This window comes from uncultured Psychrobacter sp., from assembly GCF_947488565.1.
GTDB classification, from domain to species: domain Bacteria; phylum Pseudomonadota; class Gammaproteobacteria; order Pseudomonadales; family Moraxellaceae; genus Psychrobacter; species Psychrobacter saeujeotis.
Genome location: NZ_CANKZC010000002.1, coordinates 240244 through 253034, shown reverse-complemented (window position 1 = coordinate 253034; position 12791 = coordinate 240244). Strand labels below are relative to the sequence as shown.

Annotated in this window: 9 protein-coding genes and 2 tRNA genes; 7 read left to right on the top strand and 4 right to left on the bottom strand. The window is 44.6% G+C overall.

What is annotated here, in order from left to right; all coding sequences use genetic code 11:
• The first annotated feature begins 243 nt into the window (after window positions 1–243).
• The gene (gene dxs, locus Q0890_RS05295) at window positions 244–2355 is read left to right on the top strand and encodes a 1-deoxy-D-xylulose-5-phosphate synthase (protein ID WP_299218978.1); all 2112 of its coding nucleotides are present in this window, start codon (window positions 244–246) and stop codon (window positions 2353–2355) included.
• Window positions 2356–2606: 251 nt separating this feature from the next.
• Window positions 2607–3434 carry an inositol monophosphatase family protein gene (locus tag Q0890_RS05290; protein ID WP_299218359.1) on the top strand — a complete coding sequence of 276 codons (828 nt, stop codon included), beginning with the start codon at window positions 2607–2609 and terminating at the stop codon, window positions 3432–3434.
• A 126-nt stretch (window positions 3435–3560) separates the two neighbouring features.
• Here Q0890_RS05290 and Q0890_RS05285 read toward each other — a convergent pair whose 3' ends face one another.
• Window positions 3561–4955 carry a wax ester/triacylglycerol synthase family O-acyltransferase gene (locus tag Q0890_RS05285; protein WP_299218358.1) on the bottom strand — a complete coding sequence of 465 codons (1395 nt, stop codon included), beginning with the start codon at window positions 4953–4955 and terminating at the stop codon, window positions 3561–3563.
• Window positions 4956–5076: 121 nt separating this feature from the next.
• Entirely contained in the window at window positions 5077–5904 is an 828-nt protein-coding gene (locus Q0890_RS05280) for a thiazole synthase (protein ID WP_299218356.1), read from the bottom strand.
• A gap of 348 nt (window positions 5905–6252) precedes the next feature.
• Here Q0890_RS05280 and gspE point away from each other — a divergent pair, with 348 nt between their 5' ends.
• On the top strand, window positions 6253–7794 hold the full coding sequence (gene gspE / locus Q0890_RS05275) for a type II secretion system ATPase GspE (RefSeq protein WP_299218354.1): 1542 nt from the start codon (window positions 6253–6255) through the stop codon (window positions 7792–7794).
• Between the two features lie 9 nt (window positions 7795–7803).
• On the opposite strand, the gene Q0890_RS05270 is transcribed toward gspE, so the two are convergent.
• Together Q0890_RS05270 and Q0890_RS05265 are read right to left on the bottom strand one after the other, a co-directional pair.
• Window positions 7804–8298, bottom strand: coding sequence for a RidA family protein (locus tag Q0890_RS05270; RefSeq protein ID WP_299218352.1), 495 nt, complete (start codon window positions 8296–8298; stop codon window positions 7804–7806).
• Between the two features lie 43 nt (window positions 8299–8341).
• A complete protein-coding gene (locus Q0890_RS05265; RefSeq protein WP_299218350.1) occupies window positions 8342–9103 on the bottom strand; it encodes a DUF4442 domain-containing protein in 762 nt (253 codons plus the stop codon).
• Between the two features lie 195 nt (window positions 9104–9298).
• Between Q0890_RS05265 and Q0890_RS05260 the strand changes: the two genes are divergently transcribed.
• The 4 genes from Q0890_RS05260 to Q0890_RS05245 all read left to right on the top strand — a co-directional run bounded on the left by Q0890_RS05260 (window position 9299) and on the right by Q0890_RS05245 (window position 12762).
• Window positions 9299–10768 (top strand): AAA family ATPase, encoded by a 1470-nt coding sequence (locus Q0890_RS05260; RefSeq protein WP_299218348.1) that lies wholly within the window; start codon window positions 9299–9301, stop codon window positions 10766–10768.
• A gap of 98 nt (window positions 10769–10866) precedes the next feature.
• Window positions 10867–12282 carry a hypothetical protein gene (locus Q0890_RS05255; RefSeq protein WP_299218346.1) on the top strand — a complete coding sequence of 472 codons (1416 nt, stop codon included), beginning with the start codon at window positions 10867–10869 and terminating at the stop codon, window positions 12280–12282.
• Between the two features lie 234 nt (window positions 12283–12516).
• Window positions 12517–12593: transfer RNA gene (locus Q0890_RS05250), tRNA-Pro, on the top strand.
• A gap of 92 nt (window positions 12594–12685) precedes the next feature.
• Window positions 12686–12762: transfer RNA gene (locus Q0890_RS05245), tRNA-Arg, on the top strand.
• Window positions 12763–12791: the final 29 nt, after the last annotated feature.

Genomic DNA, 12791 nt, shown 5'->3' with positions numbered 1-12791 from the left:
TTATGTCTATGATAATGGTACATTTAAACAAAGCATGTAAATAGTTTCATGTAAATACTAATAACATGTAAATACTAATAAACAGTGACGATGCGCTAAGCATATCGCAATCTATAAGTAATAGCAGTATATACTACCTAGCTATTGTAGATGGTTTCATAACACCGTATCAATATGATAACGGTGTATGACGATATAGTAAGATGGCGCTTTGTCAGCAGCTTGGTAGGTATCGTACGATTTATGCAGCAGTCACCTTATTTTTTACAGTCTCAGTCAGCATCTGCGTCACCTCATACGTCGCTATCTAGGCCATTGGCTACCGATTCTGCTGCACACCTATCAGGCTTGCAACAGACTTTTAGGCAGATACCGCGCACGCGTCCTTATACGCCGCTACTTGATACAATTGATGCGCCTGTAGACATCAAAGCACTCAACCCTGAGCAATTAATCGTGTTGGTCGATGAGCTGCGCTTGTTTTTATTGTATTCAGCAGGTCAAAGTGGCGGGCATTTTGGGGCGAATCTGGGTGTGGTTGAGCTGACTATCGCTCTGCATTATTTGCTTGATACACCACAAGATCAGATTGTTTGGGATGTGGGTCATCAAGCGTATGCGCATAAGGTCCTCACTGGTCGTCGCGATAAGCTCAGTAGTATACGTGCCAAAAATGGTTTGACAGCATTCCCCGAGCGCGTGGAATCCGTTTACGATACTTTTGGCGTAGGACACTCATCAACGTCTATCTCTGCAGGCTTGGGTATGAGCTTGGCGCTACGCTATCAAGGGCGCCCGCAGACGGTTGCCTGTGTCATTGGTGATGGTGCAATGACTGGTGGTATGGCTTTTGAGGCCATGAATGACGCTGTACAACAAGATGCGGATCTATTGGTCATTTTAAATGACAATGACATGTCGATATCGTGTTCTATTGGTGGGTTTTCGCGACACTTAGCGATGCTTTGGGAGTCAGGTTATCAAGTTGATATCTCAGATACAGGGGCAGCGGTACTGCGCCATCGCCCAAACATGCAGGCATTTGATCGACGCAAACGTCATAGTGAACATCGTGATGTACCGCAGTTAGAAGACAATTTGTTTAAAGCCATTGGTTTTACGTATTTTGGGCCCTTTGATGGTCACAATATCCCTGAGCTGCTACGGGTATTGTCACTTGCCAAACAGGTAAAAGGACCAGTACTAGTACATATTTATACGACTAAAGGCAAAGGTTTTGCGCCTGCGGAAGCCGATCCCGTCGGTTATCATGCCATTAGCAAATTACCCGCTGAAGACATTGTCGCCTGTGACTTTGCCAAAGATAAAGCGGCTATTGAGAGTGGAGCTACTAAAGATAAACCTTCTAAACTAAAGTATTCGCAAGTGTTTGGGCAGTTTTTATGCGATAAAGCGGCACAAGATAATAAGCTATTAGCGATCACTCCAGCGATGGAAGAGGGCTCTGGGATGATTGACTTTGCCCGTCAGTTCCCAGAGCGATTTTTTGATGTGGCCATTGCTGAGCAGCATGCGGTGACACTTGCGGGCGGTATGGCAACGCAAGGCGTCAAGCCTATTGTCGCGATATACTCAACCTTTTTGCAGCGTGGTTATGATCAGCTTATTCACGATATTGCATTGCAAAATCTTGATGTGACATTCGCGATTGATCGAGCCGGTCTTGTTGGAGAAGATGGCGCAACCCATGCTGGCGTATTTGATCTGGCTTTTCTGCGCTGCGTACCCAATATGCTTATTGCAGCGCCAAAAGATGAAAACGAGTGCTATCACCTGCTTAATACTTGCTATGAGTATGAAGGAAGCACAGCGGTTCGTTACCCACGAGGCGTCGGCACTGGCGCGATGATAAGTCGTCCAGCACAGAACTATAAGATAGGACAAGCCGTGGTAGAGACCGTATTGGGAAATGCCCATGCTACTAACAAGCTTGCGCTATTGGCCTTTGGTACGATGGTAGCGACTGCCAAGCAAGCGGCTAAGGTATTGACATCTGATGGTGCAACCAGTGATTGTCAGGTGCAAGTCGTCAACATGCGCTGGGTAAAGCCATTAGATACCAATTTGCTTGAAACGTTGATTGAGCAAGGTGTGACGCATATTGCAACCTTAGAAGAGCATATGATCATGGGCGGTGCAGGTAGCGCTGTCAACGAGTATTTGCTCAATGCGTCTGCTGCATTTGCTGTTAGCCGTCCAGCTATTGCTAATATCGGTATTTCTGATCGTTTTATTGCCCATGGTTCACAAGCAGAACAATTGGCGGATTGTGGTTTAGACACTCATGGCGTGGTCATACAGTTACAGCGTTTATTGACTTCGCTTAAAGCATGATAGTTTGGCGTAACACCTGCTTGCCGTAGGTGCTAATTTTTTTACAGCTTGCATGATTTTTGATGGTGGCCATTAGCCATGGTAAGCCTGTTATTTATCGTTTTTTGTTTTTAGTATGTTGCGATCAGGCTGTTTAAGATCGTATAAGAAAGGCATAGACTGGCAGACAATTGGTGTGCCAGCTATGTAAGCAATAGTAATATCTGTAGTCTTCATTCATTTTATTTATTCAACAAGTAGATAGGTTATTTATGGAACCCATGGTCGTCATCGCAGCGCGTACTGCCGAAAAAGTTGGTGCAGAGATTCTACACGCGCATCAAAATCGCCACAAAATTGAGTTTGATACTGAGTCAAAAGGTATCGACGGTTTAGTGACACGCATTGATCGCTTTAGTGAAGAGCTCACTATCGAGACCCTCAAAAGCAATTATCCAAACCATTCGTTTTTGGGTGAAGAGTTTGGTATGCAAGAAGGCCGCGGTGAGGATGCAGATTGGTGCTGGATTATTGATCCACTTGATGGCACTAAAAACTTCGTCCACGGAGTACCGCAGTTTTGTGTATCGATCGCTGTGCAGCACAAAGGCGTTACTCAGCACGGTGTGGTATATGACCCTGTCCGTGATGAGATGTTCTCTGCCAGCCGAGGCAAGGGCGCACGTCTAAACCAGCGCCGTATCAACGTAAGCGAGCGTAAGACCATCGATGGTGGGTTGTTTACGACTGGTCATCCACTTGAGCGTCATCGTAATGGTGAAGTCATCTCTTTTGCCAAAGAGCATTTTGAAAGCTTACAAAAAGTGTCTGAGGCAGGTGGTCAAATGCGTCGTTTGGGCTCGGCGGCACTTGATTTATGCTATGTGGCAGCAGGGCGTTTTGATGGTTATTTTGAGATGTCTATTAAGCCATGGGATATCGCAGCAGGTGAGCTGATTGTATCAGAGGCACGCGGCGTTGTGGTTGATCATACAGGCGCACATAACTCCATGAAATCAGGCTCTATTTTTGCTTGTAACGTCAAGCTATTAAAACCATTGATGCAAATAGTGGTGCCAACATGGCGTGACGCTGTATAAGGGCGTTGCACCAATAAGACTGTACTTAAAAAGTTGTGTTTAAAAAGCTGACTCTATAATAGGGTCAGCTTTTTTTATGGTAATTTTATAAGATGAGACCTTTAACGTTATTCACAGCCTTCAACGTTATTCACGTAGTCCCAATTCTTTTTCTTTACTCACGTTTTCTAATACAGCAAGCTCTTCTTCAATCAAGCCCAGCATGTCTTGTACATGCGGCAACAGCTTGCTACAAGCGGTAATACAAAACTCTACTTTATCTAAATAGCTGGCAAGCGTGATGTTCATTGCTTGACCATCCAATATAATAGAAGCTGGATACAGTGCTTTGAGCGGTGCGCCGTTCCAGTACAGTGGCTTTTTAGCCCCAGGTACATTAGAGATAATAAGGTTAAAAGCTTGTTTTTTGGGGAATATCCCCGTTAATAGGTTAATGCCTTCCCACGCATAAGCGATGGCACTATAGTTGATTACCTGTGCTTGATTCATACGACGAAACCGACGTTTTCCACTATTCATACTGCCATTGATCAGCTGTAGTCGACGAAGAGGGTCATCTAAATGCGTGCCTAAGTTTGCCAAAACAAATGAGATTTGATTGCCAGTGGTACTATTGTCGCTGCGTAATGACATCGGTACAAAAGCAATCAAGGGTTTGTTCGGTAACGCGTCAAGTTTGAGCAAGTAACGCCGTATGGCTCCAGAGCAAACAGCAAGTATCACATCATTCATACTGACATCGAGTTTGTCTGCGATGTCGTCAAAGCGTTGCATGTTATAAGATTGTGCTGCGATGCGCCGTGAGGCAGAGATGCGCTGGTTTAATATACTCATGGGAGCATCAAAGGTGCCAACATAATCGTCTTTGCCATGATGTTTAAAGTTATCCAGTAGTTCGGTAAATACCGGCTTAATGGTAGATAACTGCTCTTTTATAATACGAGTCACAGAGCGTCCAGTAGGTATCAGAGCATCTACTTGATTACGATGGCGTGCCATGAGTGACCACACTGGCAACGTCATGGGCTCATACGGTGACTGTGAAAGCGACTTTTGGATGAGGCGCATGGCAGCGATACCATCGACCAATGAGTGATGAATCTTAAAATATAGGGCAAAGCGTTCAGGACCATCGTCAGTTTCTGGCTGGATGCCCTCGATGACATGACACTCCCATAATGGCATCGCCCGATCAAGTAAGCGCCCATGCTCTTTTGAGACGTACATCAGTAGCTCACGGACGCGAGCAGGTCTTGGCAAGGCAACATGGCGAAAATGATGCTCAACATCAAAATCTTCATCTTGCTTCCAAAACAACAACCGTTCGAGTACCTGATTGAACGGAAAGCTTGGTGGTACGTCAGAGGTTTGCATTTGTCTTACCAGCTGATAAACAAAATCACCCTCTGCATTTTGCGCATCGACTGGCAGTTCAAACAAAAACAAGCCGCCCACATGCATAGGCTGTTTACGCGATTCAAGAAGTAAAAATAACTGATCAACTGCCGTCAGTAAGCGCATGGGGTGTCCTCTAGGGTCAATGAGTAAGGTCAGTGAGCCGCGTATTATAAGTAGCCTGTCGGCACATCGATATGAACAGCGGTTAAATTAAGTATATAAACGACTGGGTATTAAAACTATTTTATTGAAAAAAGTAACCAGTTTGCGGCGAGCTGGCTTGTGCCATCTTACGCATGGGCATCCGTCCTGCCAAAAACGCTTCGCGACCTGCCCAAATAGCGTGTTTCATCGCATGGGCCATCATCACTGGTCGTTGAGCATTGGCAATCGCTGAGTTCATGAGTACACCATCACAACCAAGCTCCATGGCAATAGCGGCATCAGAGGCAGTACCAACGCCAGCATCAACCAATACTGGCACCTTAGCGTTTTCGATGATAAGGCTGAGCGTATGGCGGTTGAGGAGTCCAAGACCAGAACCAATAAGGCTACCCAAAGGCATAATCGCCACACAGCCCATACTTTCTAGCTCTTGCGCGACAATGGGGTCGTCTGATGTGTATACCATCACCTCAAAGCCATCATCAATCAGTACTTTTGCCGCCTTTAGAGTTTCCATAATATTGGGGTACAAACTGTTTTCGTCACCCAATACTTCAAGCTTAACTAAGTTATGACCTCCCAGCAGTTCACGCGCAAGCTTACAAGTTCGAATCGCTGTCTCAGCATCAAAGCAACCAGCAGTATTGGGTAAAATAGTATATTTGTCAGGCGAGATAACATCTAACAAGTTCGGCTCATCACTGTTTTGACCAATATTGGTACGACGAATAGCGACAGTGACGATCTCGGCCGCTGAGGCTGCAATAGCGGTTCCGGTCTCAGCCATATCTTTATATTTACCAGTGCCGACCAATAGACGTGATGAAAAGGTGCGACTACCAACAGTAAAAGTATCTTGAACAATAGGGGAGTTCTCAGTGGTAGTTTGAATGGTGGCTTGAGACATATCTGAAATCCTAATAACGGGCGGACTATAAAAGATGAAAGGCATAAGCAGCACTAATACGAGCAGTCAAAGCCAGTACTAGAAATCAAAAATAGTACTAGGAGTCAATACTGATATACGCTTATCGAATCGTAAAACGTCGTAAAAGCCTTGCTAATGATCTAAAACAAAATGTTATTATAACAAACTCATAAGCGCTTACCGATAACTTTACTGAGTTTAATCATGTAAGTATAAGGCACTTATATTAGATACTGCCTACTTATTAAAAACCTAACGCCTTTACTAAAGAGGCTAAGCACTTATGAATTTGTTTATCACCCACTTTATTTTTATCAGGTCGTTTTTATGATGCAACTGCCGTACAGTTTTGCAAAACGCCACCAGCTCTTAGTGATTTTAGCGATGGATGCTGAGCTGCCACCGACGTTGGTATTGACCAAAGCCACACCGCTTTCTGCCATCAATGAAGCTGTGCGATTTTTGCAGCAGCAAGGCGTACGCGGTGTGCCTGTTTATGACAGCATCGGCACGGACGAATTTGAAAAACGCCTGAATGCAGCTTATGCAGGCAATACGGGTGAGTCTCAGCATATCGCCGCTGGTCTTGAAGACCATCCAGATTTGGACAGCTTAGCAGATAGTGTGCCTGAGACCGAAGATTTGATGGATCAGCAAGACGATGCGCCTATTATACGTCTTATCAATGCGCTATTATCAGAAGCGATACGTCTTAATGCTTCAGATATCCATATCGAGACTTTTGAGAAGCGTCTGGTTGTCCGTTTTCGAGTGGATGGTGAGCTCAAAGAAATCATTACGCCCAAACGTCAGTTGGCACCGCTTTTGGTCTCACGGATCAAGGTCATGGCCAAACTTGACATCGCAGAAAAACGTGTGCCACAAGATGGGCGTATCAGTCTGCGGCTAGCAGGGCGTGAGGTCGATGTGCGGGTATCAACGTTGCCCTCAAGCTTTGGGGAACGCGTGGTTATGCGCTTGTTAGATAAGCAAGCAGGCCGCCTCAATATGACTTATCTTGGGCTTGCAGACAATGACTATACTGAGCTTAAACGCTTAATCCATCGTCCGCATGGCATTATTTTGGTGACAGGTCCTACGGGTTCAGGTAAAACGACGACCCTATATGCTGCATTGACCGACTTAAACGATCAGACCCGCAATATCTTAACGGCTGAAGATCCTATCGAATTTCAGCTTGATGGTATTGGTCAAACCCAAGTGAATAATAAAGTAGATATGACTTTTGCCACCAGTCTGCGGGCGATGTTACGTCAAGATCCAGATGTGGTCATGGTTGGTGAAATACGCGATATCGAAACTGCTGAGATTGCAGTACAAGCGTCATTGACAGGGCATTTGGTGTTATCAACATTGCATACCAATACCGCTATCGGTGCGGTAACTCGCCTGCAAGATATGGGGGTAGAGCCGTTCTTATTATCGTCTTCGCTTATTGGCGTGGTCGCGCAGCGCTTAGTACGTACCCTTTGTGCCCATTGTCATACGTGGCAAACGGCAGATAGTGAGCAAGCAAAGCTGTTCTCTGAGATTGGTATTGAAACTGATTCTAAAGATTCAGTGACGACAGCGCTCAAGCTACCAAAGCCTGTTGGCTGTGATAAGTGCAATCAGTCTGGGTTTAAAGGGCGTACAGCAATATATGAAGTCGTACCAATTGATGATACGTTAAGACGTATGATTCATAGTAATACTGCGGAGTATGAGCTTGAATCTTATGCTCGTCAAAAGACCCCATCGATTCGTGCTGATGGTTTGCATAAAGTGATAGCAGGACAGACGACATTAGAAGAAGTACTACGCGTCACCAAAGAAAGCGCCCTGACTGAGGACGCTATCATTGTATAATTGAAGCTATTATTTTGCTGCCATACATTCAACTTCAACGCTAGCACCTGCGGCCAAGTCTTTGACACCAAATGCTGAGCGCACAGGGTAGGGTTTGGCAAGTTTGGCTTTATAGACTTCATTAAACGCATTAAAGTCGTTCATATCAGTCAGCATCGCCATACATTTGATGATGTCAGACTTTTGGTAGCCATATTGTAGCAATACGTCGTTGATATTGTCTAACGTTTGCGCGGCTTCGGCTTTAATACCGCCTTCTACCAGTTTGCCGTCTTTAAAACCAATTTGTCCTGACATATATAAGGTGTCACCAACGCGTACGGCGCTAGAAAACGGATAGTCACCGCCGTCACCCAAAAAGACAGGCTTAGATTTGGTCATAGTGGCTGTATTGGTAGTCGTCGCTGGAGCGGCATTTGCACTAATGGCCAGTCCCAGTGAGCAAGCACCCACAAAAAATGCCTTAGATAGGCGACTGATAAATTGATTGGTAAGTTTAGACATTATTGACTCCTTGTTATTGATTATTTACGTTATCGTCTACTGGTTATTTATTATCGGTGGAAGATAGGTTTTCAGTTTCAGTTTCAGTTTCAGTTTCAGTTTCAGTTTCAGTTTCAGTCTTGTTGTCGTTGTCAGCGTCAGTTGCTTTATCAAAAGGTTTGCCTTGACGACGGGCTTCTAATTCAGCCTTAGGTATCCATGCCCATGTCATCTCAACCGTAATGGGATCACGCACGCTGTCAGACTCACGATCGTTGATGATGCATGGAATAACCATCTCGCCTTTGGGGGTATCTAAAATATCTGAGCGCTGTTCATCACTTAAGGTAGCGACCGCTGCTACTTGCCCTTTTTTAAGCGGACGATAAAAATTGACAGAATAAGATTTTATCAACAGCACACGATCAGAAGGTAGGTTTAATCCTAAGATAAAGCCTGTGGCGGTCTCAGCAAGTAGTGTAACAGCGACCGCATGAATAGAGCCAATATGGTTTTGTACAGGTTTATTGTTGTTTAAGCTGACCACCACTTGATTGGGTTCTACGGTTTCGTAATAGACCCCCGTGGTCCCCACATAAGGCACGACTTTACCAAAGGCTTTGGATAAAATAGTCGAGCGTGCAGCAGTAGGTAGATATTTGGTAATGGATAACAGCTTGGTAAATTGATTGTTTACAGGCTTAAGCGAGCTAGGGTTCGATGGTGTATTTGCTTGAGGGGTGAGCGCATCAGATATTTTTTCAGGTAACTTAGCCGGTATCTTCGTCGATAATTTACTGGGTAGCTTATTTAATAATCCTGACATACAACGTTCCTCAAATTAATCTGGTTGGGCATTTTTAGATAACGAATAAAGCAATACATCTGATTACTACTTGCATCTGATTAATATTAGTACCATAAATGACCCTGCACACAAAATAGTAGTAACGTAACTATCGAAGAGTTGCAAACCCTATGTCTATTGTTTTTATCAATCGTTTTAATATTGAGTGAAGTTATGAATGACAGACCCATTAGCGAGCCTACCAATATTATTTATACGGGTGTCGCAGGTACAGGTAAGACTTATCGATTGTTACAAACTGCCAAACAGTATACCCATTATTTGCCCATCACGGATGGCAATGAGCTGTTGTCACAGTTGCTTTTTGAGCTTAGCTGGCGCGATGTGGTGTGCCTGATATTTTTGGACTTTAAGATCCAAAAAAAAGAGCTGGTAAAAGTGCCTGAAATCGTCAATCACGAGTTTTTTATCGCCAAGGCGGCGCAAAATGCACGTGAGAAAAATCTGAGTAATACAGCATGGTCAGTGCTGCAAATGCACAGCTCGGCCAGCTCAAAAACAGTGACCTATAAAAACCGCGCAAGCCAAGCTTACTTTGATAAAGACGAAAGCGGAGCATGGCATCTACTGCCAGAGAGTATGATGTTATTGACTCAGTTGTCGCAGCAGCTTGACGAGTTCCGGCAGGCGCAACAAGACAATCAGCCTGTACAAAAGCAGTACTATAGTATGGTCAGCTTTCATCAAGCCTATGGCTATGAAGAGTTTGTCGAAGGCATTCGCCCGGTGATGGGCGGTGATGAATCAAGGGGGCAGGGTACTCAAATCAACCGCCAAGCAGGCGAGCAAGGGATTAGCAATCAGATGCGCTACGACATCCAAGATGGGGCTTTTTTAAAGCTTTGTAAGCGCGCAGCTAATGATCCAGAACATCGTTATGCCATGCTCATTGATGAGATTAACCGTGCCAATGTCTCCCGAGTATTTGGTGAGCTACTTAGTCTGATTGAGCCTGATAAACGTAGCGGGCAACCAAATGCCATGCAAGTAAATTTGGCTTATTCTGGGCGAGCCTTTAGCGTGCCTACCAATGTCGATATCTATGCAACAATGAATACGCAAGATCACTCATTAGCGCCGCTTGATATGGCACTGCGTCGACGCTTTCGCTTTATCGACTGTCCTCCGCAGCCCAAATTGCTGCCAATTATTCGCGTTTTAGATCATACAGACGCGCATCAAAGCTCAAATAAGCATAAGTCATCACAAGAGGTAGACTTGGCCAAACTGTTAACAGGGCTGAATCAGCGTATCATGCAAACCTTGGGGCAAGAGGCGCAGCTTGGTCATGCCTTTTTATACTCGGTAAAAAATTTGGCACAGCTACAAACAGTATTGGTAGAGCAAATTATTCCACAATTGGCGCAAGCTGTTGGCGGGCAAGTGGCTTTATTACAATATCTATTTAATGATGAGCAGCAGGCAGTGATCTCGCAGTTTATTCATGACAGTCAACGCAGTCTGTCGCAATCGTTAAGTAAAGACCATCAACACCCTATGTTCGCTGATCAAAGTGCGTTTGGAGGTTCGATGATGGCATCTACTAGCTATACTATCAATCCAGAGCTTGTGAGGCAGACTGGCGAGTTTGCTAAACCTTATGTTTATCAACGTTTGTATTAATTTTAATGAAACATATACTAATAAACAGTCATTATTATAGCGCTGGATGCTCAGCGTCAAAGACGTGTCATGACTCAGATAGTTTGAGTCATGCGACTATGAGCGTGTTTGAACATCAGCGCTTAGTCGCAGAGGACTTTATTGACGTCGATGATTTTGCTTGGCTGCTTGCACAAGAATTTGCGGTATTTAGCATTAAGCGCCAACGTGGACAGTGGCAGCTCAAGGTGGGTCACTATATCGGTATTGTTTTGCTGCCAAGTGGCATTACGCTTGAGATACTGCCTAAAGCAGCGGCAATCATGCAAAAAAACAGCCTTAACCAAAGCGATGAAATCATACGGACGCGTCAATGGGTACAGATGATGCTGGCCGATTTGATGGTATTATCTAGTAGACATCATAGGCTGCCGCACACCAAAACCTTAGGCCAGCTTAGTCAATATCTTACGCCATTACCGACACAAACGCCGCCGCTATCACAATGGCTTATCAGCCAGTTTTTGCAGCTATTGTCCAGCTATCAGCCAACCAAGCAGTATCAAACCCAAAGCCACAACCAGTCGATGCTACAAGGTAAGCTACTGATTAAAGAGCAGCTAAAGCATAATAGTCATCAGCCTCATAAGTTTGTCTGTGAAGTAGACCAGTTAAGCGTCGATATGCTGGCCAACCGTCTGATAAAAAGTGCGTTGGTTTTTCTTGAGCAGCTAGCAGGCACGTCTCAAGTCGATCACCCACAGTCTATCTCATTGTCCGCAGCCTTACTGTCTAAGCTGGTGTACTGGCGACAGATTACTGAGCTTAGCCACTACGAGCAACAAAGACTAAGCCCTCTTTATCAAAGGGCAAAGCAGCAGCTAACTACACAGCCACTGTCTCGGTTGCAGCGGCAGTCTGTACATAAGCTATTAGATTTGGCGTATTGGCTACTTCAAATGCAGTACTCAACTATGCCTACAGGGAATGGTGTTGGCCATAAAGGTGGGCAGATGCGCCTATGTTTGCTGATTAATATGAATCAAGCTTTTGAGCAGTGGGCAAGCTTGCGTCTTACGCAGCTGTTTGAGCAGTCAACCAGTATTAACCAGCCTAGCTATCAAACCTTCACTCAGCAAAAAGATATATGGCTTCGAGATACTACAGGGCAGACATGCCTCTCTATACAGCCAGATTTATTGGTTTATGACACAGCTTGCGAAATAAATAGCCAACGACAGCGAACCGATCAGGCGAATGCTGTCAGTCATTGCAGTCATGTTATTGACATTAAATGGAAGCCATTAACCCATGCACGTGATATTAGCGCCACTGATGCGTACCAGCTGACCAGCTATGCTCAAGCTTACCAAGCCAAGCAGGTTTGGCTGGTTTATCCGGTCATGGATGACACCACTCAACCAGTCGCACTTCAGCAGTCTATTGACTCTGTAGAGTCGAACCACGCGTTACTATGGCTCATGCCTTTTAATGTCACAACTGGAATGCTGAATAAAACTGCTTTAAGCGAATAATTTAGAGTGATTGAAAACCCTAGATGATCGAAAGCGGATAGTATGTAAATTACGGTGCAAACAGTATGATAATAAGAGCATTTAGTAAAATTGATAAAAATAATTAAAAATAGGTGTTGACACTATGGTCTATAAGTCTTAATATATGCACCTCGATAGCGAGGAACACTAACAAGTTAGCGATACTGTCAACAACTGGTTAGGTAACAAAACTAGCGAGATAATAGAGAATATCGGAGTGTGGCGCAGTTTGGTAGCGCATCTGGTTTGGGACCAGAGGGTCGTAGGTTCGAATCCTATCACTCCGACCATCTATTTTAAGAGCCTTACAGGCTTTTTTTTATGTATAATAGTTTTGTTCGTAGCATTACGAATTATACTGAATACGTAAAAGCCCTTAAGAGCGCCTGTAGCTCAGTTGGATAGAGCACCTGCCTTCTAAGTAGGTGGTCGCAGGTTCGAGCCCTGCCAGGCGCACCATTTAGCCTGCAAATCTTGCCTTTCTTGGC